Raw genomic sequence first — 26,151 nt, 5'->3', positions numbered from 1 at the left:
CCCGGGCAGGTCGAGGCGCCCGAATCTGCAGAATGTGCGACGGGAGCAAAGATCAACGCTCCGACCATCGTGGCTCCGGCAAGCCCCAAAGACTGCCTGCGGGCGCGCTGCGAACAGTATTGATTTCCCATCAGATCCCTCCCCCGGATCAGAACTAGGAAGTTGTTTTCCAACTTCTTCAGAGCAGGCTATCAGCGAAAAATGTTTGCCGAAACGGTTTCAGCAAATTCTCAGAGAGAGTTGTCACGCCGCGGCCCTGAGGGAGACGGTCCGCGGTGCGGGACGGTGTCACGATGCCGAACCCAACGACGACTAGTTGTTTCAGCAAGCAAATTGGATTCAACGCTGCGGTCGAGCGCGACGGCATGAACCGGGGCCGTCAGCAATCGCCTGGCACGCTGGACCAGTGCACGTTCCGACGACGACGACGGTCCGTCGGATGGCGGCCACTCTGTGGATCGGCGCCGGTGTCGGTTACCTGGCCACGGAGGCGGTCGCGGCGGCACGGGTCCCGGGGTACAGCTACCTCGTCGACTACATCAGCGACCTCGGTCGCCCCGAGTCCCCCCTGTCCTGGTGGATGAACGCAGCGTTCCGCGTGCAGGGAATGGCGTTCGTGGTCGCCGGCGCACTGATGGTCCGGACGGGTCCGCCGCGCCGGGGCGCTCTGGCGTTCGTGGTGGCGGCATGCGTCTATGGGGCCGGGTCCGTCGTCGTCGGGCTGTTCCCCAGCGGGGGCACCGGCAACGCACAGGGATTGCACGTCGGTGGCGCGGCGGCCGCCATCGTCGGCGGCAATCTCGCCGTGCTCATCGCCGCGTGGGCCGGCCTACCGCACCACTTGCGCGCCCTCCGCCGGGCCGGCTACGGGCTGGGCACCATCGGGCTGCTGTCGGGCGCACTGCTGGTCGCCGCGCGCCTGCCGACCGGTGTCTGCGAACGAGGCGCGATCTACCCGATCATCGCGTGGCAGCTGGTGGCCGCCGTGGCGGTCCTGACGTCTCGTCCCCTCAGTACAGATCGAGCCGACGATCCTCGAGCAGGTGGACGTACTCGGTGAGCATCTTGTCCCGACTCAGCGACAGGTCGAGATCGGCCATCACCGTGCGCTCCCCCGGTCCGGCCTCGGCCACCACCCAGCCGTCGGCGCTCACGATCGCAGTCCCCTCCGTCCACCGCTGACCGCGTTCCACACCGGCACGGTCGCATGCCGCGACCGCGACGTGATTGGTACGCGCCGTCGACATCGCGGTGATGACCTCGCCGGGGTGCTCGCCCTCGGGCCGCGGGAACAGCGGCCAGTTCACCGGCGCGACGATCAGATCGGCTCCGTCGACCACCGCGCGCCGGGTCAGTTCCCCGAATTCGAGGTCGTAGCAGAGCATCACAGCGATGGCGCCGTGCCGCGTCTGTAGCACCGGGGGAAGCTCCCGGCCCGGGGTGAAGATCAGCTTCTCGCGATCCCACAGATGGGTCTTCCGATAGACCGCCGTCACCGATCCCCCGTCGAGCACCGCCGCACTGTTGTACAGCAACCCGTCGTCACCCAGTTCGCAGAAGCCGAGCACCACCCATGAATTCCCTGCCGCTGCAGCCCATTTCGCGAACCGAGGATCGCCGGGCGCCAGCGCCGCGGCGCGGGCCTCGGCGTCGTCGGCGAGCATGTACCCCGACGTCACCAACTCGGGCAGCACGATGACGTCGGCACCCGCCGCGGACGCATCGGCCACCGCGGCGGCGATGCGATCGGAGTTCCCGTCGAGGTCGACGATCACGGGATCGATCTGACAGCACGCGATACGCGTCATTCCAGCAGGTTATCCGTCGCGGGAGCGATAAGCTCCGGCCGTGCTGAACGTTCGGCCCGTCTGCGTGCCCGAGGTGGCACTGCAGGGCCGCGCGACCTCCCTGAACCGCCACCGCGCCGAAGCCGTCTCCCGGCGTATTCGGGTGCTGACCATCGCCGGGTGGATCGCCGCCGCCGTCTCAGTCACCTTCGGCACCTTCCAGTTGACGATCGGCGGCTCGCTGTGGTGGCTGGGCGTCATCAACATCCTGTGCGGGCTGGCGTTCCTCAGCATCCCGCGGCTGTGCCCGCTCGGCGAGATCGTCGCGCCGGTGACGTTCGTCGTCTTCGCCTACCTGTCGGTGGGCTTCTTCTGTTACACGATGGGCACCGGATCCGGACTGCAGTTCTACTTCCTGGTGTCGGCATCCCTGGTAGTCCTGGTGCTCGGGATCGAGCGCATCGCACTGGCCGCGGTGATCGCGGCCATCGGCGTCGTGCTGATCATCGCGCTGGAGCTGACGGTGCCCAACGATCGGGGCATCGGACCAGCCTGGATGCTGACGGTGGGGTTCATCAGCTCGGTGGTGTCGTCGGTGGTGATGATCCTCGCGACGCTCTGGTACACCCTGCGCGAGACCGAACGGGCCGAACAGGCCATGGAAGCCGAGTACGAACGCTCCGAGCGGCTGCTGGCCAACATCCTTCCCGAGACGATCGCCGACCGGCTCAAGGATCCGGCACGCTCGGTGATCGCCGACAAGTACGACGACGCGTCGATCCTGTTCGCCGACATCGCCGGGTACACCAAGCGCGCCAGCGACACCTCACCTGCCGAACTGGTGCGTTTCCTGGACCGCCTGTACACCGATCTCGATGCGTTGGTGGACAGGCACGGCCTAGAGAAGGTGAAGACGAGCGGGGACTCCTACATGGTGGTCAGCGGTGTGCCCACGCCCCGCTCCGACCACCTCGAAGCGCTAGCGGCGCTCGCCCTCGACATGGCCGACACGGTCACCGGGCTCACCGACCCGCAGGGCCGAGCGGTCCCCCTGCGCATCGGCATGGCGTGCGGGCCCGTGGTGGCCGGTGTGGTCGGCGCCAAGAAGTTCTTCTACGACGTGTGGGGCGACGCGGTCAACGTCGCCTCCCGGATGGAGACGACCGACGTCGAGGGCAGGATCCAGGTTCCCGACGACGTGTACGAGCGGCTGCGGGACAGCTTCGTGCTCGAAGAGCGCGGCTACGTGGAGGTCAAGGGCAAGGGCCCGATGCACACCTGGTATCTGGTGGGGCACCGGGCCCAGGCCGTCACACCTTCCGGTTCTCCGACTTGATCAGCCAGGCGAGCTTCTCCAGGCCGTCGATCAGCTGGTGCAGGATGTCGGCGGTGCTCGCGTCCTCGGCGTCGACGGTGTCGTGCACCTCCCGGAGGGTGGCCACCGCCGCGTAGATGCGGGCGGCGATCAGGTCGACGACCTCGCCGGTGCTGTGCTCGAAGGCGGGGAACTCGGGCAGCGAGGTGCTGCCGGCGACAGTGTCGGACCGGCCGTCGGGAACGGCGTCGAGCGCGCGCATGCGTTCGGCGATGGTGTCGCTGCCCTCGCGGGCGAAGTCGACGACCTCGTCGAGCTGCAGGTGGAGGTCGCGGAAGTTGGTGCCGACGACGTTCCAGTGCGCCTGCTTGCCCTGCAGGTGGAGCTCGATGAGATCGACGAGGACTCGCTGCAGCGCTTCGCGCAGCGCGGGCGAGGCCTGGAATCCGGCGACCTCGGCTTCGGTCTTTCGTGACGGTGATGCTGTACCCATGATCGTGTCAACGCCTCCTAGTCTGGAATGAGTCCATTTTAGCGGGTATTCGTTGTCACAACCTGCCTGTCCTGGCGATCCAGCAACCGGGCGTATCCCGAGCCCATCCCCAGCAGGATCAGGCCGACGACGATGAACACCGCGACGCGGAACATCCCGTCGAGGGTTCCGAGATCGAACAGGAACAACTTCGTCACGGCCGCGGCAACCAGACCGAGGCCACCCGCGATGGGCACCGAGCGGTCGGCGCGCGGCAGGCGGACGGCATATCCGAAGACCGCGGCGGCCATGGCGATCCAGCAGATGGTCGCGGTCATGTGCCCGCCGTAGAACCCGCGACTCGTCCCGCCGATCAGCACACCCGCCGTCACGGTGAACGAGGTGACCGCGTAGGCGACCACCGCCGCGGCGCCGGCCCACACGGTCCGGTCCGCGCCCGACACCGACCAGGCGATCGCGACGGCGGCCAGCGCCAGCAGGACACTGGACACCAGCGTCGACACCCCGGCCGCGGCGCTGACCCCGGTCGGCACGAACAGTGCGTCCAGCGGCGCCTCACAGAGATGGACCCCCGCCCCCACGACCGCGAATCCGAGGGCTGCCCAGCGTGCGACGGTGTCGCGCCGGCCCGCGACGGCCGTGACGGCGGCCATGGCCAGCAGCAGCGGTCCGGCGACCGGGCCGTCGAACGCGACGGTCACGGCGATCAGGGCCGCCACCGCCGACGTCGCGGAGAACACCTGCCGCGCGACGCCGGGTACCCCGGGCAGGCGGTCGCCGGCCAACACGAGGACGAGCATCGCGCCGGCGAGCGCGGCGATCATCAGCGCCGCCACCCCCCGGTCGACCGCAAGCCCCACGCACAGCACCGGACTGACCCCCGCCGCGGTCAGCAGCGCCACCGTGCCGCGGTGCGCGGTCCCGGGCAGCACCACGATCGCGCCGACCAGCGCCAGCAGCGCCGCGATGCCGCAGCCGCCGACGAGCCAGAGATCGTTGCGCGCATCGAAGAACCGCACTACCAACGCAACCAGGAGAGGCAGCGTCGCTGCAGCGACGCGGGCGGCGTGCAACCACACCCAGTCCTTGCCGATCTGCACGGGAAGCGACGCCGCAGACAGCGCCAGCATGAAACCGACGAGGAGCAGGGTGATGCCGTCGGTCACGATCGGTGCGAGCACCACCAGCGGAACCAGCACCAGCAGGCCCAGCTGCTGGGAGTCCCAGCGCCTCGCCAGCGTCAGCCCGGCGCCACCGACGAGCGAGGCGAGGATCAGCGCCGGCGGCGCAGGCACCCAGTCGTAGATCGCGGTGACGGCGACGACGTCCATGTAGGCGGCGGCGACACCGGTGGCGGCGAGCGCGATCGAGCCCACCCGCCCGCCGGGCCTGCCGCTCATCCACCAGGCCGCGCCCACCAGCGCCGCGGCGAGCACCGCACCGGCGGCCACCCGGAATTCGGGCCGCAGGATCCCGGCCTGCGCGGCCAGCACGAGCAGCAGGACCACCCCGACGAGCGTGACCCCGACGCCCGCGACGGCCAGCAGCTTGCCGATCCAGCCATCGGACCGCTCCCGTGGGGCCTTCGGCGGCGGGGGCGGCGACACGGGCCGCGGCGGCGGTGGCGCGTACTGCGGCGGGGGCGGGGGCACCGGGTACGGCCAGGGCGGCCGCGGCCCGAGAACACGATCGAGTTCGGCGAGATCGGCCGAGGCCCGGGCGAGCTGATGCGACAGCGCGGCGAAATCCGCCGAGAGCCGGGCGACGACAGCGGTGTGCGGTTCGGTCATGAACCCAGCGTGACAACACACACCCGCCCGGCGGATGAGTACAACTACTCGTCGAGGCCGTGCTCGATCGCGTAGCGCGCCAGCTCGACCCGATTGCCGACCTGCAACTTGCGGAACGTGGCCTGCACGTGGTTCTCGACCGTCCGATGGCTCAGCGACAGGCGGGCGGCGATCTGTTTGGCGGTCAGCCCCTTGGCGACATGGCGCAGGATCTCGGTCTCCCGTTCGGTCAGGCTCGGCTGCGCCGGGCCGGTCTCGTCCCGCGCGATGCGCCGGTACTCCCCGAGCACCAGACCCGCGAGCCCGGGGGTGAACACGGCGCGGCCCTGCGCGGTGGCCCGCACCGCCTCGGCGAGTTCCTGCTTGGACGCGCTCTTCACCAGATACCCCGACGCGCCCGCCTTGACGGCCTCGAGCACGTCGTCGCGTTCGTCGGACGCCGAGAGCACCAGGACACGTGACGACGGGGACACGGCGAGCACCTGCGCGGTGGCCTGTGCCCCGTCGCCGTCGGCCAGCCGCATGTCCATCACCACCACCGCGGGTCGCACCACCGCCGCTCGCCGGGCGGCCGCACCGACGCCGTCCGCTGTGGCCACCACGTCGAAACCGTCGTCGGCGAGATCACGCGCCACCGCGTCACGCCAGATGGGATGGTCGTCGACGACCATCACCGTGATCGCGGTACCGTCAGCTCCCATTCCACCCCCAACCCCGGGCCGGTGTGCAGCGTCGCCTGCCCGCCCAACCAATCCATCCGTCCCACAATCGATTTCGCGACACCGATCCGACCTTCCCGAACTGCCTCGGCGAGCCGTCCGTCGGGAATCCCGACGCCGTCGTCGCGCACACTGACTGTCACCGACTCGCCGAGATCCTCGAGCAGAACATACGCCCGCGCCCCGTCCCCGGCGTGCGCCTCGACGTTGTCCAGTGCGTTGCCGACGGCGGCGCAGAGTTGGTCGGCGACGGCCGCGTCGAGCACCACCGGGTGCGCGGGCACGCTCACCGACACCCGGTCGGCGGCGCGGCGGCGCAGCATCGCACCGAGGTCGGCCTGCGCGCCGTCCCCGGCCGCTTCCTCGCCCGCGACCACCAGACGGCGCAGCGCACGCTCCTGCTCGCCCGCCAGTTCAGCCAATTGTTCAGTCTCCCCGCCGATCTCGCGCCCACGCCGGGCCACGAGCGCGAGCACCTGCAGAACCCCGTCGTGCACGTGCCGGGAGAGCCGCTCCCGCTCCTCCACCGACGCCGACAACCGGGCCGCTCGCTCGAGTTCGGCGTGCGCGCGGCGAGCCGTCTGCGCGGCCATGCCGACCGCGAGGCCGACCGCCAGTTCGATGACGATGGTCGCGTTGCGGCCGAGGTCGACGCTGACGTACCCCTTGAGCACCGCGCCCAGCGACATCACCACCACGCCGGTCAGCATGCCGCCGATCGGACCGAACAGGATGGCCGCGGAGATGGTGGCGTTCGTGGCCCACAGGGTGGTTGGCAGCGACTGGTTGTCGGCGATCCACCGGTCGGACGCGACGAGTTCGGTGGACAGCACCAGCGCCACCACGACGGCGATCTCGGTCAGCACCCAGGCCGGCCGACGCCCGAAACCCTGCAGATAGGCCACCGCGCAGGCGACGCTCCACCCGATCAGGAGCGCGAACACCAGCCAGCCGCCGACGGGCCGCTCCAGGTCGGCGTTGACGGCGAACCCGAAGCCCAGCGCGTACAGGCAGCTGAGCAGGCGGAACACCTGGGCCGCCCGCCACAGCGGCGTGGCGGGGTCGGGCGCTACATCACCTTGGAGAGAAACAGTTTGGTCCGTTCGTGCTGCGGGTTGGCCATGATCTCGCGCGGGTTGCCCCGCTCGACGACGACGCCGGCATCCATGAACGCCACCTCATCGGCGACCTCGCGGGCGAAGCCCATCTCGTGGGTGACGACGACCATCGTCATGCCCTCCGAGGCCAGCGTCTTCATCACCCCCAGCACCTCGCCGACGAGCTCGGGGTCCAGCGCGGAAGTGGGTTCGTCGAACAGCATGAGCTTGGGATCCATCGCCAGCGCGCGGGCGATCGCGACGCGCTGCTGCTGTCCGCCCGACAGCTGGGCGGGATAGGCGTTGGCCTTCTCGGCCAGGCCGACCTGCTCGAGCAGATCCTTGCCGCGTTCGATCGCCTCTTTCTTGTTGACGCCCTTGACCTTGATCGGCGCCTCGACGATGTTGCCCAGCGCGGTGCGGTGCGGGAACAGGTTGAAGTGCTGGAACACCATCCCGACCTCGCGGCGCTGCTTGGCCACGTCACCGGGCTTCATCTCGTGCAGTTTGCCGCCGCGCTCGGTGTAGCCGACCAGCTTGCCGTCGACGTAGAGCCGGCCCGCGCTCACCGTCTCGAGGTGGTTGATGCACCGCAGGAACGTGGACTTGCCCGACCCGGACGGTCCGACCAGAACCAGCACCTCCCCCTGCTGCACCTCCAGCGTGATGCCCTTGAGCACCTTCAGCGCGCCGAAGTCCTTGCACACCAGCTCGGCCTTCACCATGGGCCCAGCGGCCTTCTCCGATCGAGTCACATCGCACCTGTGCCTGCCTGCGCCTTCGCCAGCGCCTCGAGTTGCTTGGTCGTCAGCTTTCGCGACGCGCCCCGGGAGAAGTACCGCTCGAGGTAGAACTGGCCCACCATCAGGATGCTGGTCACGATCAGGTACCAGAACGCGGCGACCATGAGCAGCGGCACAGGTTCGAAGGTACGTGCGGCGATCTCCCTGGCGGTGATGCCGAACAGGTCGAGGGTGAACGGCACCGCGGTCACCAGTGAGGTGGTCTTCAGCATGCTGATCACCTCGTTGCCGGTCGGCGGGATGATCACGCGCATCGCCTGCGGGAGCACCGTGCGCCGCATCGCGAGCCCCCAGGACATGCCCAGGGCCGTCGATGCCTCCAGTTGGCCCTCGGGAACGGAGCTGATGCCGGCGCGGATGATCTCGGCCATGTAGGCCGCCTCGTTGAGCGCCAGACCGAGCGTCGCCAGCAGGAACGGGATGGACAAGCTCTGCAGATCGATCACGGTGAACGTCGGGCCGAATGGCACGCCCACGCGTAACTGCTGGTAGATCGTCGGGATCAGGCCCCAGAACACCAGCTGTACGTAGATCGGGGTGCCGCGGAAGATCCACAGGTACACCCACGACACCCAGCGGAACACCGGGTTGGGCGACAGGCGCATCACCGCGAGCAGCACCCCGAGTGCGATCGCCAGGGCCATCGAGTAGACCGTCAACTGCAGGGTGTTGACCAGCCCGACGGTCAGCACCCTCTTGTCGAAGACGTACTCGGCGAAGACCGACCACCGGTAGGCCTGGTTGGTGGCCGCCCCGTAGATGAACAGGAAGGCCATGATGAGGATGACGGCCGCCGCCACCCACCGCCAGGGGTGTTTCAGCGGTACAGCGTCGATGGCCTGTGGCGGCGCGCCGGCATCACTCATGAATCCCGCCTTCGACTAGGAGACCGCGCCGTTGATCACCGGCTTGTCGATCATGCCCTCTTCCAGGCCCCAGTTCGCGGCGATCTCCTTGTACTTGCCGGTCTCGATCAAATGCTCGAGCGCCTGCAGCAGCGACTGGGCCAGAGGGGAACCCTTCGCGACGGGCCAGCCGTAGGGCGCCGAATCGAACGTCTCGCCGGCCTGCTCGAGCTTGCCGTTGGTCTGCTTGATGGCGTACAGCGTCACCGGCGAGTCGGCCGACATCGCGTCGGCCTGACCGAGCACCACGGCGTTGGTGGCCGCGTCCTGGCTGTCGAACGGCACGATCTCGATCGCCGGCTTGCCCGCGTCGGTGCACTTCTTGCTGCGGGCGGGCAGCTCGTCGGTCTCCTGCACGGTGGTGGCCTGGACCGCGACCTTCTTGCCGCAGGCATTCTCGGGATCGATCCCGGCACCGGGCTTCTGCGCCCAGAGCGTGCCGGCCGAGAAGTAGGTCACGAAGTCGACGGACTGCTCGCGCTCCTTGCTGTCGGTGAACGACGACATCCCGACGTTGAAGGTGCCACCCTGGATGGACGGGATGATCTTGGCGAAGTCGGCCTCCCGGTACTCCGGGGTCAGGCCGAGCGTGCCGGCGATCGCGTTCATCAGGTCGACGTCGAAGCCGACGATCTTGCCCTCGGGATCCTTGAATTCGTTCGGCGCGTACGGGATGTTCACCCCGATGACGAGCTTGCCGGAGGATTTGATGGCCTCCGGCACGGTGTTGGCGATCGCCTCGACCTTCTCGGCCGGGGCCGAGCTCGTCGAGGATTCACCTCCTCCTCCTCCTCCGCCGCTGCCTCCGGAGTCTGAGCCGCTCGCGCACCCTGACAACGCCAGGGCACCCGTTGCGACGAACACGGCCGCGACCCGCCAGATCTTGGCCCGGCGGTCTTGCTTTCCACCCAACACAGTTGCCTCTACTTTCTCTGCGGCATGTCCAGCCAAGGACGTTAACGACCGATGACCCGACGCGCAGCGCCGGTAACGGAACATTAACGACCGTGTAGAGACATCACAGCGGTACCGCGAAACTGGAAGGTGGCGGGCACCCGTGTGCCACACTGCGCGCATGGAAACCCCTGCTCCCCCAAGCATGTTGCAGCATCTGTGGAAGTCCGCGTTGCTGTCGGGCATTCTCGCGGTGGTCCTCGGCGTCATGGTGCTCGTCTGGCCGGCCATCACCATCGTCGTCGCGGCGATCTTCTTCGGCGCCTACCTGCTGATCTCGGGCATCTCGCAGGTCGTCTTCGCCTTCAGCCTGCACGTTTCCGCCGGCGGCCGGGTGCTGCTGTTCCTCAGCGGCGCGGCCGCACTGATCCTTGCGGTGCTGTGTTTCCGCAGCCTGCAGGACTCGATCCTGCTGCTGGCCATCTGGATCGGCGTCGGATTCATCTTCCGCGGCGTCGCCACGGCGGTGTCGGCGATCAGCGATCCCACGCTGCCCGGCCGGGGCTGGGAGATCTTCATCGGCGTGATCAGCCTGATCGCGGGTGTCGTCATGCTCGCCTCGCCGTTCGAGTCACTGGCCACGCTGTCGTTGGTCGTCGGCATCTGGCTGGTCGTGATCGGCGTCTTCGAGACCGTGTCGGCGTTCGGGATCCGCAAGGCCAGCAAGAACATGGCCGAATGGCGGGAGAAGGTCACCGCACCGTCCCCGGAATGAGGGCCGAAAGCCCCTAGGAATTTCCGCCCACTTCGCTACTACACTCTGTCGTAGATTGGTCGTAGACTGACCGCGTAGACCTTGGGAGTGGGCCCATGAATGCCTTGGACGTGTCGCGGTGGCAGTTCGGGATCACCACCGTCTACCACTTCATCTTCGTCCCGCTGACCATCGGCCTGGCACCGCTGATCGCGGTCATGCAGACGGTGTGGCACGTCACCGGCAACCCGTCGTGGTACCGACTGACCCGCTTCTTCGGCAAACTGTTCCTGATCAATTTCGCCCTCGGTGTCGCCACGGGCATCGTGCAGGAGTTCCAGTTCGGGATGAACTGGAGCGAGTACTCGAAGTTCGTCGGCGACATCTTCGGTGCGCCACTGGCGTTCGAGGGACTGATCGCGTTCTTCTTCGAGTCGACGTTCATCGGCCTGTGGATCTTCGGCTGGAATCGGCTGCCGAAGGCCGTGCACCTGGTGTGCATCTGGATCGTCGCGTTCGGCGTGAACGCCTCGGCGTACTTCATCATCGCGGCGAACTCGTTCATGCAGCACCCCGTCGGAGCCCGCTTCAACCCGGAGAGCGGACGCGCCGAACTGACGGACTTCGGTGCGCTGCTCACCAACAACACGGCGATCTGGGCGTTCCTGCATGCGGTCACCGGGGCGTTCCTCACTGCGGGCGCGTTCGTCGCCGGCATCTCGGCGTGGTTGATGGTGCGTGACGCCCGGTCCTCCGGTGCGGCCGACAGTCGCGCGATGTACCGGCCCGCCGCGATTCTCGGCAGTCTGGTGGCCCTCGTCGCCGCACTCGGCCTGTTCTTCACCGGTGACATCCAGGGCAAGCTGATGTTCGTCCAGCAGCCGATGAAGATGGCCTCGGCGGAATCGTTGTGCCACACCGAAACCGACCCGATGTTCTCCGTCCTCACCGTGGGCACCCACAACAACTGCGACAGCGTCACCCACCTCATCGAGGTGCCCTACGTGCTCCCGTTCCTCGCCGAGAGCAAGTTCAGCGGCGTGACGTTGCAGGGGGTCCAGGACCTTCAGCAGCAGTATCAGGACAAGTTCGGGCCCGGCGACTACCGGCCCAACCTGTTCGTCACCTACTGGGCGTTCCGCGCGATGATCGGCCTGCTGCTGGTGCCGGTCGCCTTCGCCCTGGCCACCCTGTGGCTCACCCGCGGTGGACGCATCCCCGACCAACGCTGGTACGGGCGGTTCGGCATCCTCACCATTCCCGCCCCGTTCCTCGCCAACTCGGCCGGCTGGGTCTTCACCGAGATGGGACGGCAGCCGTGGGTGGTGGTGCCCAACCCGACCGGTGATCAGCTGGTGCGAATGACGGTGCAGGACGGTGTGTCCGGGCACTCCGCCGGACTGGTGCTGTTCTCGCTGGCCACCTTCACGCTCCTCTACGGGGTGCTGGCGGTGATCTGGTTTTGGCTGATGCGCCGCTACGTCGTCGAGGGCCCGCAGGAGCACGACTCCGAACCGGCCCCGCCGAAAGCGCCCAGCGACGACGACGTCGCTCCCCTGTCCTTCGCCTACTGAGAGGACGCGAAACCATGGGACTGCAGGAACTCTGGTTCTTCCTCATCGCAGCGCTGTTCCTCGGATTCCTCGTGCTCGAGGGTTTCGACTTCGGCGTCGGCATGCTGATGATCCCGTTCGGAGCCGTCGGGGTGGGCGATCGGGAACAGCACCGGCGGGCGGCGCTGAACACCATCGGGCCGGTGTGGGACGCCAACGAGGTGTGGTTGATCACCGCCGGCGCAGCGATGTTCGCGGCGTTCCCGAACTGGTATGCCACGGTGTTCTCGTCGCTGTACCTGCCCCTGCTGGCGATCCTGGTCGGCATGATCGTGCGCATCGTCGGCATCGAGTGGCGCGGCAAGGTGGACGATCCGCGCTGGCGCGGCTGGGCAGATCTGGGGATCGCGGTCGGCTCCTGGCTTCCCGCGATCCTGTGGGGTGTCGCCTTCGCCGTGCTGGTGCAGGGCCTTCCGATCGACGCCGACGGACGCTCCCAGGCCACGCTGACCGACGTCGTCAACGTCTACACCCTGCTCGGTGGCCTGGCGACCGCCTCGCTGTTCGCGTTCTACGGCTCGGTGTTCGTCGCCCTCAAGACCGCGGGGCCGGTGCGCGAGGACGCGTTCCGGTTCGCCCGGATCCTGTCCGCCCCGGTGGTCGTGCTCGCCGGCGGCTTCGGTCTGTGGACCCAACTGGCGCACGGAAAGACCTGGACGTGGCTGGCCCTGGCGGTCGCGGTCGTCGCGCTGCTGACCGCCGTCCGGCTGATGTGGAATCACGAGCGGGAGGGAGTCGCGTTCTTCTCGACGATCCTCGTCGTCGCGGCCGTCGCGGTCCTGCTGTTCGGGTCGCTGTACCCGAACCTGTTGCCCTCCACGCTGAATCCCGAGTGGAGCGTCACCATCTACAACGGGTCGTCGACGCCGTACACGCTGAAGATCATGACCTGGGCGTCGTTGACGTTGCTGCCGTTGGTGATCGGCTACCAGGCCTGGACGTACTGGGTGTTCCGCAAACGCATCACGGCCGACGCGATCCCGGCCTCCGTCGGATTGTCGAGGCACCCCTCCTGACCGAGAACTCCGGCCCCGTCGACCCGCGGCTGTGGCGGGTCTCGACGGCGATGCGCCGCTTCCTGGCCGCCACCACGGTGTGCGGTGTGGTCATCGCGGCCGCGACGATCGGCTCGTCGGTGGCGCTCGCGGCGATCGTCGCCCGCGTCATCACCGATCCGGCGTCCCGGTCGGTGGGCGTGCTGGCCGGGCCGATCGCGATCCTGGTGGCGCTGTGGGGTGTTCGCACCCTGGCGCAGTGGCTGCAGGGCCGGCTCGCCCAACGCGGCGCCAGCGCCGTGATCGCCGACCTCACCGATCAGGTGCTGAAGACGGCCACCTCGCTGCCCCCACGCGACCTCAACCTGCGCCGCGACGACGCCGCGGCCGTCGTGACCCGCGGCCTGGACGGCCTGCGCGTCTACTTCACCACCTATCTGCCGTCGCTGTTCCTGGCGGCGATCCTCACCCCCGCCACCGCCGCGGTGATCGCACTCTTCGACTGGCAGTCGGCGGTGATCGTGCTGATCGCGTTGCCGCTCATCCCGATCTTCATGGTGCTCATCGGGCTGGCCACCGAGGAGCGCTCGGTGACCGCACTGGCCGCGATGACCACGCTGCAGGCGCGCCTGCTCGACCTCGTGGCGGGCCTGCCCACCCTGCGGGCTCTCGGACGGGCCGAAGGATCCGTGGCCCGGATCGCCGAACTCAATGCCGCGCATCGGCGCTCGGCGATGGCGACGATGCGCATCGCGTTCCTGTCCGCGCTGGTGCTCGAGCTGCTGGCCACCCTCGGCGTCGCGCTGGTCGCGGTCAGCGTCGGAATGCGCCTGGTGTACGGACACATCCCGCTGACCGCCGCGCTGACCGCGCTGCTGCTGGCCCCCGAGGTGTTCTGGCCGCTGCGCCGAGTCGGTGCCGCGTTCCACTCCTCCCAGGACGGGAAGACCGCGGTGGCTGCGGCGTTCCGCTTCCTCGACACCGCGCAGCCGCCGCCGACGGGAACGTCGGCGCTGCCGGACCACGCACTGACCATCGAGGTGGACGCCCCTGAGATGGTGGCCGAACCGGGCAGGGTCACGGTGCTCACCGGCCCCAACGGCATCGGAAAGTCCACGCTGCTGCAGGCGATTCTCGGACTCGACCCGCCCCAGGCGGGACGCGTTCGCATCGGCGGTGTGGACGTCGCCGATCTCGATCCGCAGCGATGGTGGGCCGAGGTGGCGTGGCTCGCGCAGCGCCCCGTGCTCATCCCCGGCACGGTCCGGGAGAACCTGGACCTGTTCGGCGCTCTGCCCGATCTCGCCGGCGCCTGCGCCGCAGCGTGTTTCGACGAAGTGCTGGCCGGATTGCCGGAGGGACTGGACACCGTCATCGGACGCGGCGGACTCGGGCTGTCGCTGGGACAGCGGCAGCGCCTCGGACTGGCCCGGGTGCTCGGCTCGCCGGCGCGGGTGCTGCTGTTCGACGAACCGACCGCCCACCTCGATGCGCCGACGGAGGCACGCGTGCTGCGCGCGATCGCTCAGCGTGCCGCACACGGCGCGACCGTGATCGTGGTGGGCCACCGGGATCCGGTGCTCGCGATCGGCGACGTCGTGGTCGACATGGGAGGTGTCCATGTGGGCGTATGAGCTGCTGCGTCCCCGGGTGTCGCGGGTCGCGCTCGCCGTCACGTTCGGGGTGCTGTCGCTGGGCAGCGCCCTGGCTCTGGCCGGAGTGTCGGCGTGGCTGATCACCCGCGCGTGGCAGATGCCGCCCGTGCTCGACCTCACGGTCGCGGTGGTCGCCGTGCGGGCGTTCGGCATCTCGCGGGGCGTGCTCGGCTATTGCGAACGGCTGGCCTCCCATGACACCGCGCTGCGGTCCGCCGGTTCGGCCCGCGAGCAGCTGTTCTCCAGGCTCGCGGCCGCGCCGGCCGGCACCGTCTTGCGCAGGCACAGCGGCGAACTCGTCGCACAGGCCGGTGCCGGTGTCGACGAACTGTCCGATGTCGTGGTGCGCGCCGTCGTGCCGATCTGCGTCGCCGCCGTGCTCGGGGTGGCCGCCGTCGGCGCGGTCGCGGTGATCTCGCCCGTTGCGGCGGCGGTGCTCGCGATGTGCATGCTCGTCGCGGGTGTACTGGCGCCCGCGCTTGCCGCCCGCGCCGCCGCGAACGCCGAAGAGGTTGCCGCACAGCATCATGCGCAGCGTGACACCGCGGCCATGCTGGCGCTCGAGCACGCACCCGAGCTCCGGGTCAGTGGCCGGCTGGCCGGCCTCATCGCCGATGCCGGCGACGAGCAGCGCCGCTGGGGACGCGCGATGGACCGCGCGGCGGCCCCGGCGGCCGTGGCTGCCGCCGCTCCCACGGCGGCAATCGGGGTGAGCGTCCTCGGTGCGCTGATCGCCGGCATCGCGCTGTCGAATGCGGTCGCACCGACCACCGTCGCGGTGCTGATGTTGTTGCCGCTGTCCGCCTTCGAAGCCATGGCCACGCTGCCCGGTGCCGCCGTCACGCTGACCCGGGCCCGCATCGCCGCCCGACGGCTGCGCGCCCTCACCGAGCCGGTCGACGACGACGGCCGCCGCCCCGACGTCGCGCCCCTGCACCTTTCGCACGGCGAGCGCGTCGCCGTCGTCGGGCCCAGCGGCTGCGGGAAGACGACGCTGCTGATGCGCACCGAGGGCACGTTCTTCGCCGAGGACGCACACCTGTTCGCCACGACCGTGCGGGACAACCTGCTGGTCGCCCGCGGCGACGCCTCCGACGCCGAACTGACCGACGCGTTGCACCGGGTGGGATTGAGCCGCTGGCTCGACCATCTACCCGACGGGTTGTCGACCGTGCTCACCGGCGGTGCCGCCTCGGTGTCGGCGGGACAGCGGCGTCGGCTACTGCTCGCGCGCGCGTTGATCTCGACCGCACCGACCGTGCTCCTCGACGAACCGACCGAGCACCTCGACGCCTCCGACGCCGACGCGATGCTCATCGACCTTCTCACCCCCGGCGGTCTGTTCGGCCCGGATCGGACCGTCGTCGTCGCCACGCATCACCTGCCGGAAACGGCGGGCGTGCGAGTAATCTCACCGGCATGAGCGAACCGCCGCCGCCCCCGTACGGGCCGACTCCGGGCAGCTACCCACCCCCGCCGCCGCAGTACGGCGGCTACGGTGGCTACCCCGTTCCGCCTCCGGCGTCCGCGCCGCGCAACGGCCTGGGCACCGCGGCGCTGATCCTCGCGATCGTCGGCCTCGTGCTGTGCTGGTCGATCGCCGGCGGCATCATCCTCGGCCTGTGCGCGGTCATCATCGGGTTCGTCGCCCGCGGCCGCGTCAAGCGCGGCGAGGCGACCAACGGCGGCGTCGCGATCGCGGGCATCGTGCTCGGCGCCGTCGCGATCGTCGCCGCGCTGGTGTTCATCCCGATCTACATCGGTCTGTTCGATCAGGTCGGCGGGACCGACTACGTGGACTGCCTGAGCCGCGCCGGCAACGACGCCGAGGCCGCGCAGCGGTGCGCCGACGAGTTCACCCAGCGCGTCGAAGACCAGTTCTCGCTCACGGTCACGCCGACGCCGTAGTGCGGGCCGGGAAGTACTTGACGATCCCCTCCTGCACGACGGTGGCCAGCAGCCGGCCCGACCGGTCGAAGAAGTGCCCGGAGCCCAGGCCGCGCGAATCCGCCGCGACCGGCGACGACGTCGAGTAGAGCACCCACTCGTCGAAGCGCACCGGCCGGTGGAACCACACCGAGTGGTTGGTGGTCACCGCGAAGATCCGGTCGTGGCCCCACGACAGGCCGTGCGTGGTGATGATCGAGTCCAGCACCGTGGTGTCCGACGAGTACACCAGCGCCGCGCCGTGCAGGACGGGATCGTCGGGCATGGCCCCCCGTGCCGTCATCCACACCCGGTTGTGGGCGAGGCGGTCGCCTTTGTCCCGCATGATCCAGGCGGGGTCGTTGGTGTAGCGCCATTCGATGGGCCGCAGCGCGTTGACGAAGTGCGGCACCACGTCCTCGTAACCCTGCAGCAGGTCGTCGATCGGCGGGATCGTGAGCGGATCGGCCAGCTCAGGCGGCTGCACGCCGTGCTCGAGCCCCTTGCCGCCGGCCAGATACGACACCAGCGCCGTGGTCAGCAGCTGCCCGTTCTGCATCACGTCGACCCGGCGGTTGGCGAAGCGGCGCTCGTCGCGCAACCGCACCACATGGAACTCGAGGTCCTGCGCCGGGTCGCCGCCGGCGATGAAGTGCACCGACATCGCACTGGGCGGCACCGGATGCGCGAGCGAGCGGCCCGCCGCGACGAACGCCTGGGCCATCATCTGACCGCCGAACGTGCGCACCGGGTTCTTGCTCGGGTGGGCGCCGCGGAACGTGTCGTCGTCGACACGGTCCAGGTCGAGGATGGCCAGCAGCTCGTCGAAGTCCGCCGACACACAACCCCCTGGGTCTAGACGTCGTCCTCCCCGATGCGGTGGACGTGGATGAGATTCGTCGACCCTACTGTGCCCGGAGGTGCGCCCGCGACGATGACCACCAGATCGCCGCGCTTGTAGCGGCCGAGATCGAGCATCGACTTGTCGACCTGCCGGATCATGCCGTCGGTGGTCTGGATGTGCGGGACGATGAACGTCTCGGTGCCCCAGGTCAACGCGAGCTGACTGCGCACCTCGGGCAGCGCGGTGAACGCGAGCACCGGCAGCGGGGTGTGCAGGCGGGCCAGCCGGCGCACGGTGTCACCGGACTGGGTGAACGCGACCAGCGCCTTGGCGTCGAGGCGCTCCCCGATGTCGCGGGCGGCGTAGGAGATGACACCGCGCTTGGTGCGCGGCACGTGGGTCAGCGGCGGGGCGGCCACCGAGTTCTCCTCGACCGCCGAGATGATGCGGGCCATCGTCCGGACGGTCTCGAAGGGCCACTTGCCGACCGACGTCTCACCGGAGAGCATCACGGCGTCGGCGCCGTCGAGCACGGCGTTGGCCACATCGGAGGCCTCGGCCCGGGTGGGCCGGGAGTTCTCGATCATCGACTCCAGCATCTGGGTGGCCACGATGACGGGTTTGGCGTTCTCCCTTGCCATCTGGATGGCCCGCTTCTGCACCAGCGGCACTTCCTCCAGCGGCAGCTCGACGCCGAGATCGCCGCGCGCGACCATGATCGCGTCGAATGCGAGCACGATGGCCTCGAGGTTGTCGATCGCCTCCGGCTTCTCCAGCTTGGCGATGACGGGCACCCGCCGGCCGACGCGGTCCATGATCTCGTGCACGAGCTCGACGTCGGCGGGCGACCGGACGAACGACAGCGCGACCAGGTCGACGCCCAGGCGCAGCGCGAATTCCAGGTCGTCGATGTCCTTCTCCGACAGCGCGGGCGCCGACACGTTCATGCCGGGCAGCGACATGCCCTTGTTGTTGCTGACCCTGCCGCCCTCGGTGACGGTGCACACCACGTCGCTGCCGTCGATGTGCTCGACGACCAGCCCGACGTTGCCGTCGTCGACGAGGACACGGTCACCGGGGCGCGCGTCCTGCGCCAGCCGCTTGTAGGTCGTCGACACCCGGTCGTGGGTGCCCTCCACGTCCTCGACCGTGATCCGGACCGTCTCGCCGTTCTCCCAGACGGTCGGTCCGTCGGCGAAGCGGCCGAGCCGGATCTTCGGTCCCTGCAGGTCGGCGAGGATGCCGACAGCGTGTCCGGTGCTGTCCGACGCCATCCGGACACGCTTGTAATTGGCCTCGTGATCGGGGTAGTCGCCGTGGCTGAAATTGAGCCGGGCGACGTCCATCCCCGCCTCGACAAGTTTGCGGACCGCCTCCTCGGAGGCGGTCGCCGGACCCAACGTACAGACGATCTTTCCGCGTCTACTCACGGATGCCGAGCATAGTCGTTAATCGATTCAGATGACGGCCAGCGGGAGCGCACCGGGCCTGACCGGCGCGGGAAGGTCCGACTCGCCCATCAGGTAGGTGTCCACCGCATGGGCCACACTGCGGCCCTCGGCGATGGCCCAGACGATCAGCGACGCGCCACGGTGAGCGTCGCCACAGACGAACACGCCGGGCGCGTCGGTCTGCCAGTCCTGACCGCAGCGCAGTGTGCCGCGCCCCGTCAGGGTCAGCCCCAGACCGTCCAGCAGCGGCATGTGTTCGACCCCGTCGAAGCCGATCGCGAGCAGGGCCAGATCGCACGGAATCTCCAGCGACTGCCCCACCGGCGTGATCCGGCGCCGGCCCGTCTCGTCGCGTTCGACCTCGACCTCCGCGATCTCCAGCGCACGCAGATTGCCCTGATCGTCGCCGAGGAACCGCTGCACCGCGACCTGGTAGCGGCGCGCGCCGCCCTCGGCGTGCGCGGGCGAGAGCCGGGTCCGCAGCACCACGGGCCACATCGGCCAGGGCGCGCTCGAGTCGTCGCGGTACTCGGGCGGTTCGGGGTTGTAGTCCAGCTGGGTCACCGACGCGGCGCCCTGCCGGTGCGCGGTGCCCAGGCAGTCCGCTCCGGTGTCACCGCCGCCGATGATCACGACGTGCCTGCCCTCGGCCGAGATGGGACTGGGACCGTCGCCCTCGCACTCCTTGTTGGCGGGCACGAGGTGCTCCATCGCGAGGTGCACTCCGGCCAGGTGCCGGCCCTCGACCTCGTTGTCCCGGGCGCGCAGCGCGCCCACCGCGAGCACCACGGCGTCGTACTGGGCGCGGAGCGCGTCGATCGTCACGTCGACGCCGACCTCGCACTCGGTGACGAAACGTGTTCCCTCCGCGCGCATCTGGGCCAGCCGCTGGTTGAGCGTCGCCTTCTCCAGCTTGTACTCCGGGATGCCGTAGCGCATCAGCCCGCCGATGCGGTCGTCGCGCTCGTAAACCGTCACGTCGTGGCCGGCACGGGTGAGCTGCTGGGCCGCGGCCAGTCCGGCGGGTCCGGATCCCACCACCGCGACGCGCTTGCCGGTGGCGATCGCGGCGGGCTGGGGTTCGACGATGCCGTCCATCCAGGCCTGGTCGGCGATGGTCTGCTCGATGCGCTTGATCGTCACGCTGCCGCCGGTCTGCTCCTCGGCGATCGACAGCACACAGGCGGCCTCACAGGGGGCCGGACAGAGCCGGCCTGTGAACTCCGGGAAGTTGTTGGTGGCGTGCAGCCGCTCGCTGGCCGCGTCCCAACGGCCCCGGCGCACCAGATCGTTCCACTCCGGGATCAGGTTCCCCAGCGGGCAACCCGCACTTCCGCTGTGACAGAACGGGATTCCGCAGTCCATGCAGCGGCGCGCCTGCTGCGAGACCTCACCGGCCCGCTGATGCGGATCCTGCTGTTCGTAGACCTCGCGCCAGTCACCGACGCGTTCGTCGACGGGGCGTTTGGCGGCCTCGACCTTCGCCACTTCCAGAAAACCGTGCGGATCAGCCACGACTTGCCTCCATGATCGCTGCGTCGACGTCTCGGCCCTCCGCCTTGGCCATCCGGGTGGCCTGCAGCACCCGCTGGTAGTCGCGGGGCATGACCTTGGTGAACTGGGCGCTGCGGCGCGGCCAGTCCGACAGCACCGACGTCGCGACGGTGCTCCCGGTGTGGTGGGCGTGCCGGCCGATCACCTCGCGCAGCCACAGTAGATCTTCGGGTTCCAGGACCTGCAGTTCCACCATGTCGGTGTTGACCCGCCTCGGATTCAGCCCGAGCACATAGGCGATGCCACCCGACATGCCGGCGGCCATGTTGCGGCCGACCGGACCGAGCACGACGACGCGTCCCCCGGTCATGTACTCGCAGGCGTGGTCACCGACACCTTCGGTGACCGCCAGGGCGCCGGAGTTCCGCGCGGCGAATCGCTCTCCGACGCGGCCGCGCAGGAACACCTCGCCGGAGGTGGCCCCGTAGAGCAGGGTGTTGCCGGCGATGACGTTGTCCTCCGGCAGGAAGAGCACGTCGTCCTGCGGTCTGACGATCACCCGGCCACCCGAAAGCCCCTTGCCGACATAGTCGTTCGCGTCACCGATGAGCTCGAGGGTGATGCCCGGCGGGAGGAACGCGCCGATCGACTGGCCCGCCGAGCCCGTCAACGTGACGTGGATGGTGTCGTCCGGGAGGCCATCGGCCCCGTAGCGGCGGGTGACCTCGCTGCCGAGCAGGGTTCCGACGGTGCGGTTCACGTTGCGCACGGGCAGCTCGAGCCGGACGGGATGGGCGTCCTCGAGCGCACCCTCGCACAGCTGGATCAGCGTCCGGTCCAACGCCTGGTCCAGGCCGTGTTCCTGGCCGCGCACACGCCGACGCTGCTCGGTGTTCGCGGGCACGGCGAAGATGGGGCTGAGGTCCAGGCCCTTGCTCTTCCAATGCGCGACACCGGGGTCGGTGTCGAGCAGCTCGGCGTGCCCGACGGCCTCGTCGACACTGCGGAACCCGAGTTCGGCCAGGTGCCGGCGGATGTCCTCGGCGATGAACCGGAAGAAGGTCTCCACGAACTCCGGTTTGCCGGTGAAGCGGGCGCGCAGCTCCGGGTTCTGCGTGGCGACGCCCACCGGGCAGGTGTCGAGATGGCAGACCCGCATCATGATGCAGCCCGACACCACCAGCGGGGCCGTGGCGAAACCGAACTCCTCGGCGCCCAGCAGCATCGCCACCATCACATCCCGTGCGGTGCGCATCCCGCCGTCACACTGCACCGTGATGCGGTCGCGTAACCCGTTGAGCACCAGGGTCTGCTGGGTGTCGGCCAGGCCGATCTCCCACGGCGCGCCGGCATGCTTGAGACTGGTCAGCGGCGCCGCGCCGGTGCCGCCGTCGTAGCCGGAGATCAGCACGACGTCGGCGTGCGCCTTGGACACCCCCGCGGCGACGGTGCCGACCCCGACCGAGCTGACGAGCTTGACGTGAATGCGTGCGTCGGCGTTGGCGTTCTTGAGGTCGTGGATCAGCTGGGCCAGGTCTTCGATGGAGTAGATGTCGTGGTGCGGCGGCGGGGAGATCAGCCCGACGCCCGGGGTCGAGTGCCGTGTCTTGGCGATGTTCGGGTACACCTTGTAGCCCGGGAGTTGCCCGCCTTCACCGGGTTTGGCACCCTGGGCCATCTTGATCTGGATGTCGGTGGCGTTGACCAGGTAGTCGCTGGTGACCCCGAAACGGCCGGAGGCCACCTGCTTGACCGCACTGCGACGCAGCGGGTCGTACAGCCGGTCGGCGTCCTCACCGCCTTCGCCGCTGTTGGACCGGCCACCGAGCCTGTTCATCGCGATGGCCATGGTCTCGTGGGCTTCGGCCGAAATGGATCCGTAGCTCATGGCGCCGGTGTTGAACCGGGTGACGATCGACTCCACCGACTCCACCTCGTCCAGCGGCACCGGTGGACGCACACCCTTCTTGAACTCGAACAGCCCGCGCAGCGCGCCGCCGTCGCGGGCGAGTCGGTCGACCTCCTCGGAGTACTTCTCGAAGACCTCGTAGCGGCCCGTCCGGGTCGAATGTTGCAGCAGGAAAACCACTTCCGGGGTGAACAGGTGCAACTCCCCTTCCCGGCGGAAGACGTACTCGCCGCCGACCTCGAGGCGACGGTGCACCCGCTCGGTGGGGTTCTCCGGGTATGCGCGGCGGTGCCGCAACTTGACCTCTTCGGCGATGACATCGAGCCCGATGCCGCCGAGCTGGGTGGGGGTGCCGGTGAAGTACTGGTCGATGACGCTCTTGTCGATGCCCACCGCCTCGAATGCCTGCGCGCCCGTGTAGGACGCGACCGTCGAGATGCCCATTTTGCTCATCACCTTCATGACGCCCTTGCCCAGCGCCTTGAGGTAGTTGCGCACCGCGGTGGCGGGCTCGATGCCGGTGAGTTCGCCTTCGCGGATGAGGTCTTCGATGGACTCGAAGGCCAGATACGGGTTGACCGCGGCGGCGCCGAAGCCGATGAGCATCGCGATGTGGTGCACCTCGCGGGCGTCCCCGCTCTCGACGACCAGCGCCACGGTGGTCCGCTGCTTGGTCCGCACGAGATGGTGGTGGACGGCGGACACGGCCAGCAGCGACGGGATCGGCGCCTTGGTGTGGTCGGAGTCGCGGTCCGAGATCACCAGCGTCCGAGCACCTCTGGCGATCGCGTCGCAGGCGCGCAGCTGCAGGTCCTCGAGGGCGTCGGCCAGGCCTTCTCCCCCGCGTTCCACACGGTAGAGGGCCTTCAGCACGGCGGTGCGCAGCCCGGGTTGCTCACCGTCGTCGTTGATGTGGACGATCTTGTTGAGTTCGTCGTTGTCGAGGACGGGCCACGCCAGCGTGATCTGACGGCAGGAGGCCGCCGACGGTTCGAGCAGGTTCTGCTCGGGCCCCATCACCCGCGACATCGAGGTGACCACCTCTTCGCGGATGGCGTCCAACGGCGGGTTGGTGACCTGGGCGAAGAGCTCGACGAAGTAGTCGTAGAGCAACTTCGACCGCTGGGACAGCACGGCGGCCGGGGTGTCGGTGCCCATGGAGCCCAGCGGTTCGGCGCCGGATGCGGCCATGGGGGTGAGCAGGATTCGCAGGTCCTCCTCGGTGTAGCCGAAGCTGATCTGTCGGCGGACGACGGACTCGTGGTTGGGCTGAACGCGGGCGCGCTCGGGCAGCGTCTTGAGGTCGAGCAGGCCGGCGTGCAGCCACTCACCGTAGGGTTCGGCTTGCGCCAGTTCCTCTTTCACCTCGTCGTCGGAGACGATGCGGCCCGCGGCGGTGTCGATCAGGAACATCTTGCCCGGCTGCAGGCGGCCCTTTGCGACGATCTGCGCCGACGGCACGTCGAGGACGCCGCTCTCGCTGGCGAGAATGACGCGGTCGTCGATGGTGCGCCACCACCGTCCGGGTCGTAATCCGTTGCGATCCAACACCGCTCCGACGAGCACACCGTCGGTGAAGGTGACGCACGCCGGACCGTCCCAGGGTTCCATCAGCGAGGCGTGGAACTGCCAGAACGCGCGCTCGGCGGCGTCCATCGTGGCGCTGTTCTCCCACGCCTCGGGGATCATCATCAGCACGGCATGGGGCAGGCTGCGGCCGCCGAGGTGGAGCAGTTCGAGGACCTCGTCGAAGGACGCGGAGTCCGACGCGCCGGGCGTGCAGATGGGTGACAACCGGTCGAGTTCACCGGGGATCTTGCTGCTGGCGAGCATGGCCTCACGGGCGTGCATGCGATTGCGGTTGCCGCGCACGGTGTTGATCTCGCCGTTGTGGGCGACGAACCGGAACGGGTGGGCCAGCGGCCAGGACGGGAACGTGTTCGTCGAGAAGCGGCTGTGCACGATGGCGATCGCGCTCAGGCAGCGTTCGTCGCGCAGATCCGGAAAGTATTGCGCAGTTGCAGTGTGGTCANAGGCGGAACGGGTGGGCCAGCGGCCAGGACGGGAACGTGTTCGTCGAGAAGCGGCTGTGCACGATGGCGATCGCGCTCAGGCAGCGTTCGTCGCGCAGATCCGGAAAGTATTGCGGCAGTTGCAGTGTGGTCAGCATGCCCTTGTAGACCATGGTGCGGCTGGACAGCGACGGGAAGTACACGTCGCCGCGCTCGGCACGCTTGCGCAGGGGGTACACCCGGCGGTCGAGATCGCTGCCGCCGGGACGGACGCCGTGGTGCTCCGGTGCCGCGACGAACAACTGCGCCATGTGGGGCATACAGCCGAGCGCGGTCTGACCGACCTCGGCGCCCTCGGGATCGACGGGAAGCTCACGCCAGCCGAGGATCTCGAGGCCTTCCTCGGCGGCGATGGCGGCGATGGCGGCGCACGCCTCGTCGCGGGCGCTCGGATCCTGCGGGAGGTAGCAGATCCCGGCGGCGAAGGTGTTGGTGCCGTCGGCGTGGGGTGCGGGCAGGTCGAAGTCGACGACCTCGCGCAGGAGCTCGACGGGAAGCTGGATCAGGATGCCGGCCCCGTCGCCGCTGTTGGGTTCCGCACCCGCCGCGCCGCGGTGCTCGAGGTGCTCCAAGGCGATGAGTCCGTCGGTGACGATCCCGTGCGAGCGCCGCCCTTGGATGTCGGTCACCATGGCCACACCGCAGGAGTCAGCCTCGTTGGCGGGATCGTAGAGGCCTTGGGGTTCGGGCAATGCCGAGAACAGCATGGACGATGCTCCTCGCAGTCCTGAAATTCGATGTCAGGGACTGCACCGGCCCGTCGTGCGAGTGTATCAGCGGGGGTGCGCGGCTACCCGCTGAGAACGGTCGGGACCAGCGGGAATCCGGGCAGATTCCGGGCGACGGTCCATACGACGGCCGCCGCGATGATGACGGTGAGCATCGGCATACTGGACACGCGTTTGCCGCGGGAGCGTTGCACGATCACGAAGGCGAGAAGCAACGGTAGTCCGATGAGCAGGAAGGCGTTGTCGACGAAGGCCGCGGCCAGATCACCGTGGAGCAGATCGTGGGTCATCCGAAGTCCGCCGCAGGCCGGGCAGAGCCAGCCGGTGAGAGATTTGAACGGACAGGCCGGGAACACGAAGCTGGGACTGTGCGGGTCACCGATCCCGATGTAGGCGAGGCTGCCCACCAGCGCGGCCCCGGTGCCGAGGCCGATGAGCAGCCGGTTGCGGCGGGTGGACGGCGGGCTAGGTGCCATCGCGCAGAGGACGCCCCTCGGGGTCGCGCACCTTGTCGGTGAGGATCAGGACGGCGTCGATGATGCCCCAGATGACGGCGCCGATGCCGCAGGTGATGAGCCCGACGACGAGCTGAGCGATGCCGAGGCCTGTGTAGCCGAGGTAGATGCGGCCGATGCCGACCAGTCCCAGGAGGCCGAGCAGCTGCAGAAGTCCCGCGACCACTTTCGACTTCTCCGACAGCGGCTCCCCCGTCAGCGGGTGCCGACCGTAGGGCGCGGCAGGGTCCATGTAGGCCGGCGGATACTGGCCGAGCGGAGGCGGGTACTGCCCCGGCGGCGGACCGTACTGCTGGCCGGGCGGCGGGTATCCCGCTTGCTGCGGCGGAGGCATGTAGGGGTTGCCACCCTCACTGCCACTGAACTGCGGCTCGGTCATGCCCCAAGCATGC

21 protein-coding genes and 2 pseudogenes are annotated in these 26,151 nt (G+C 69.0%); 8 read left to right on the top strand and 15 right to left on the bottom strand.

From position 1 onward, the window contains the following. Positions 1-439: 439 nt before the first annotated feature. On the top strand, positions 440-1,060 hold the full coding sequence (locus MCHUDSM44219_RS09455) for a DUF998 domain-containing protein (protein ID WP_048417959.1): 621 nt from the start codon (positions 440-442) through the stop codon (positions 1,058-1,060). Here the strand turns inward: MCHUDSM44219_RS09455 and MCHUDSM44219_RS09450 are convergent. Beyond that, on the bottom strand, positions 1,011-1,808 hold the full coding sequence (locus MCHUDSM44219_RS09450) for a nitrilase-related carbon-nitrogen hydrolase (protein ID WP_048417958.1): 798 nt from the start codon (positions 1,806-1,808) through the stop codon (positions 1,011-1,013). The genes MCHUDSM44219_RS09455 and MCHUDSM44219_RS09450 overlap by 50 nt on opposite strands. A gap of 40 nt (positions 1,809-1,848) precedes the next feature. Here MCHUDSM44219_RS09450 and MCHUDSM44219_RS09445 point away from each other — a divergent pair, with 40 nt between their 5' ends. Beyond that, a complete protein-coding gene (locus MCHUDSM44219_RS09445) occupies positions 1,849-3,123 on the top strand; it encodes an adenylate/guanylate cyclase domain-containing protein (protein WP_236695407.1) in 1,275 nt (424 codons plus the stop codon). Here MCHUDSM44219_RS09445 and MCHUDSM44219_RS09440 read toward each other — a convergent pair. Genes MCHUDSM44219_RS09440 through MCHUDSM44219_RS09410 form a run of 7 tightly spaced genes read right to left on the bottom strand, consistent with a single transcriptional unit; the run spans position 3,098 to position 9,824 of the window. Next, on the bottom strand, positions 3,098-3,595 hold the full coding sequence (locus tag MCHUDSM44219_RS09440; protein WP_048417957.1) for a Dps family protein: 498 nt from the start codon (positions 3,593-3,595) through the stop codon (positions 3,098-3,100). The genes MCHUDSM44219_RS09445 and MCHUDSM44219_RS09440 overlap by 26 nt on opposite strands. Positions 3,596-3,633: 38 nt before the next feature. Further along, on the bottom strand, positions 3,634-5,385 hold the full coding sequence (locus tag MCHUDSM44219_RS09435; RefSeq protein ID WP_048417956.1) for a DUF2339 domain-containing protein: 1,752 nt from the start codon (positions 5,383-5,385) through the stop codon (positions 3,634-3,636). Between the two features lie 44 nt (positions 5,386-5,429). Continuing rightward, positions 5,430-6,086, bottom strand: a complete 657-nt coding sequence (locus MCHUDSM44219_RS09430; RefSeq protein ID WP_048418014.1) for a response regulator — start codon at positions 6,084-6,086, stop codon at positions 5,430-5,432. Then, positions 6,056-7,135 (bottom strand): MacS family sensor histidine kinase, encoded by a 1,080-nt coding sequence (macS, locus tag MCHUDSM44219_RS09425; RefSeq protein WP_413783592.1) that lies wholly within the window; start codon positions 7,133-7,135, stop codon positions 6,056-6,058. Before macS ends, MCHUDSM44219_RS09430 begins: the two co-directional genes overlap by 31 nt. A 38-nt stretch (positions 7,136-7,173) precedes the next feature. After that, complete coding sequence (locus MCHUDSM44219_RS09420; RefSeq protein ID WP_048417954.1) at positions 7,174-7,926, bottom strand: amino acid ABC transporter ATP-binding protein; 753 nt, start codon at positions 7,924-7,926, stop codon at positions 7,174-7,176. Between the two features lie 26 nt (positions 7,927-7,952). Further along, the gene (locus MCHUDSM44219_RS09415; RefSeq protein WP_048417953.1) at positions 7,953-8,870 is read right to left on the bottom strand and encodes an amino acid ABC transporter permease; all 918 of its coding nucleotides are present in this window, start codon (positions 8,868-8,870) and stop codon (positions 7,953-7,955) included. Between the two features lie 15 nt (positions 8,871-8,885). Next, positions 8,886-9,824 (bottom strand): ABC transporter substrate-binding protein, encoded by a 939-nt coding sequence (locus tag MCHUDSM44219_RS09410; RefSeq protein ID WP_048417952.1) that lies wholly within the window; start codon positions 9,822-9,824, stop codon positions 8,886-8,888. 160 nt (positions 9,825-9,984) lie between these two features. On the opposite strand from MCHUDSM44219_RS09410, the gene MCHUDSM44219_RS09405 reads away from it, so the two are divergent. From MCHUDSM44219_RS09405 to MCHUDSM44219_RS09380, 6 genes are all read left to right on the top strand, one after another. After that, a complete protein-coding gene (locus tag MCHUDSM44219_RS09405; RefSeq protein ID WP_048417951.1) occupies positions 9,985-10,578 on the top strand; it encodes an HdeD family acid-resistance protein in 594 nt (197 codons plus the stop codon). A gap of 95 nt (positions 10,579-10,673) precedes the next feature. Then, positions 10,674-12,131, top strand: coding sequence for a cytochrome ubiquinol oxidase subunit I (locus tag MCHUDSM44219_RS09400; RefSeq protein ID WP_048417950.1), 1,458 nt, complete (start codon positions 10,674-10,676; stop codon positions 12,129-12,131). Positions 12,132-12,145: 14 nt separating this feature from the next. After that, on the top strand, positions 12,146-13,186 hold the full coding sequence (gene cydB, locus MCHUDSM44219_RS09395) for a cytochrome d ubiquinol oxidase subunit II (protein ID WP_048417949.1): 1,041 nt from the start codon (positions 12,146-12,148) through the stop codon (positions 13,184-13,186). Between the two features lie 50 nt (positions 13,187-13,236). Further along, positions 13,237-14,799, top strand: a complete 1,563-nt coding sequence (gene cydD / locus MCHUDSM44219_RS09390; RefSeq protein ID WP_048417948.1) for a thiol reductant ABC exporter subunit CydD — start codon at positions 13,237-13,239, stop codon at positions 14,797-14,799. After that, positions 14,786-16,243, top strand: a complete 1,458-nt coding sequence (locus MCHUDSM44219_RS09385; RefSeq protein ID WP_048417947.1) for an ATP-binding cassette domain-containing protein — start codon at positions 14,786-14,788, stop codon at positions 16,241-16,243. Before cydD ends, MCHUDSM44219_RS09385 begins: the two co-directional genes overlap by 14 nt. Further along, positions 16,240-16,728, top strand: coding sequence for a DUF4190 domain-containing protein (locus MCHUDSM44219_RS09380; protein WP_048417946.1), 489 nt, complete (start codon positions 16,240-16,242; stop codon positions 16,726-16,728). The genes MCHUDSM44219_RS09385 and MCHUDSM44219_RS09380 overlap by 4 nt, the downstream gene beginning before the upstream one ends. Here the strand turns inward: MCHUDSM44219_RS09380 and MCHUDSM44219_RS09375 are convergent. From MCHUDSM44219_RS09375 to MCHUDSM44219_RS09345, 7 genes and pseudogenes are all read right to left on the bottom strand, one after another. Beyond that, positions 16,712-17,587 (bottom strand): acyl-CoA thioesterase II, encoded by an 876-nt coding sequence (locus MCHUDSM44219_RS09375; RefSeq protein WP_048417945.1) that lies wholly within the window; start codon positions 17,585-17,587, stop codon positions 16,712-16,714. The two genes, MCHUDSM44219_RS09380 and MCHUDSM44219_RS09375, sit on opposite strands and share 17 nt — an antisense overlap. A 14-nt stretch (positions 17,588-17,601) precedes the next feature. Beyond that, complete coding sequence (pyk, locus tag MCHUDSM44219_RS09370) at positions 17,602-19,020, bottom strand: pyruvate kinase (protein ID WP_048417944.1); 1,419 nt, start codon at positions 19,018-19,020, stop codon at positions 17,602-17,604. A 27-nt stretch (positions 19,021-19,047) separates the two neighbouring features. Then, positions 19,048-20,556 carry a glutamate synthase subunit beta gene (locus MCHUDSM44219_RS09365; RefSeq protein WP_048417943.1) on the bottom strand — a complete coding sequence of 503 codons (1,509 nt, stop codon included), beginning with the start codon at positions 20,554-20,556 and terminating at the stop codon, positions 19,048-19,050. Further along, positions 20,549-24,476, bottom strand: a pseudogene (gltB, locus tag MCHUDSM44219_RS09360) (glutamate synthase large subunit); the annotation flags it as partial. The gene MCHUDSM44219_RS09365 and the pseudogene gltB, both read right to left, overlap by 8 nt. A gap of 1 nt (position 24,477) precedes the next feature. Next, positions 24,478-25,223: pseudogene (locus MCHUDSM44219_RS09355) on the bottom strand (glutamate synthase subunit alpha); the annotation flags it as partial. 83 nt (positions 25,224-25,306) lie between these two features. Then, complete coding sequence (locus MCHUDSM44219_RS09350; RefSeq protein ID WP_048417941.1) at positions 25,307-25,720, bottom strand: DUF2752 domain-containing protein; 414 nt, start codon at positions 25,718-25,720, stop codon at positions 25,307-25,309. Then, complete coding sequence (locus MCHUDSM44219_RS09345) at positions 25,710-26,138, bottom strand: NINE protein (protein ID WP_172506255.1); 429 nt, start codon at positions 26,136-26,138, stop codon at positions 25,710-25,712. The genes MCHUDSM44219_RS09350 and MCHUDSM44219_RS09345 overlap by 11 nt, the downstream gene beginning before the upstream one ends. Positions 26,139-26,151 lie beyond the last annotated feature (13 nt).

The sequence above is a fragment of the Mycolicibacterium chubuense genome (genome assembly GCF_001044255.1).
In the GTDB taxonomy this organism is placed as follows: Bacteria; Actinomycetota; Actinomycetes; order Mycobacteriales; family Mycobacteriaceae; genus Mycobacterium; species Mycobacterium chubuense.
This window is presented reverse-complemented; position numbering and strand designations above follow the sequence as displayed.

Excerpts from the sequence above, each read along its gene's own strand:
- MCHUDSM44219_RS09455 (WP_048417959.1), top strand. The coding sequence starts at position 440 with ATGGCGGCCACTCTGTGGATCGGCGCCGGTGTCGGTTACCTGGCCACG.
- MCHUDSM44219_RS09450 (WP_048417958.1), bottom strand. The coding sequence starts at position 1,808 with ATGACGCGTATCGCGTGCTGTCAGATCGATCCCGTGATCGTCGACCTC.
- MCHUDSM44219_RS09440 (WP_048417957.1), bottom strand. The coding sequence starts at position 3,595 with ATGGGTACAGCATCACCGTCACGAAAGACCGAAGCCGAGGTCGCCGGA.
- MCHUDSM44219_RS09435 (WP_048417956.1), bottom strand. The coding sequence starts at position 5,385 with ATGACCGAACCGCACACCGCTGTCGTCGCCCGGCTCTCGGCGGATTTC.
- MCHUDSM44219_RS09430 (WP_048418014.1), bottom strand. The coding sequence starts at position 6,086 with ATGGGAGCTGACGGTACCGCGATCACGGTGATGGTCGTCGACGACCAT.
- MCHUDSM44219_RS09420 (WP_048417954.1), bottom strand. The coding sequence starts at position 7,926 with ATGGTGAAGGCCGAGCTGGTGTGCAAGGACTTCGGCGCGCTGAAGGTG.
- MCHUDSM44219_RS09415 (WP_048417953.1), bottom strand. The coding sequence starts at position 8,870 with ATGAGTGATGCCGGCGCGCCGCCACAGGCCATCGACGCTGTACCGCTG.
- MCHUDSM44219_RS09405 (WP_048417951.1), top strand. The coding sequence starts at position 9,985 with ATGGAAACCCCTGCTCCCCCAAGCATGTTGCAGCATCTGTGGAAGTCC.
- MCHUDSM44219_RS09400 (WP_048417950.1), top strand. The coding sequence starts at position 10,674 with ATGAATGCCTTGGACGTGTCGCGGTGGCAGTTCGGGATCACCACCGTC.
- cydB (WP_048417949.1), top strand. The coding sequence starts at position 12,146 with ATGGGACTGCAGGAACTCTGGTTCTTCCTCATCGCAGCGCTGTTCCTC.
- cydD (WP_048417948.1), top strand. The coding sequence starts at position 13,237 with ATGCGCCGCTTCCTGGCCGCCACCACGGTGTGCGGTGTGGTCATCGCG.
- MCHUDSM44219_RS09385 (WP_048417947.1), top strand. The coding sequence starts at position 14,786 with ATGTGGGCGTATGAGCTGCTGCGTCCCCGGGTGTCGCGGGTCGCGCTC.
- MCHUDSM44219_RS09380 (WP_048417946.1), top strand. The coding sequence starts at position 16,240 with ATGAGCGAACCGCCGCCGCCCCCGTACGGGCCGACTCCGGGCAGCTAC.
- MCHUDSM44219_RS09350 (WP_048417941.1), bottom strand. The coding sequence starts at position 25,720 with ATGGCACCTAGCCCGCCGTCCACCCGCCGCAACCGGCTGCTCATCGGC.
- MCHUDSM44219_RS09345 (WP_172506255.1), bottom strand. The coding sequence starts at position 26,138 with ATGACCGAGCCGCAGTTCAGTGGCAGTGAGGGTGGCAACCCCTACATG.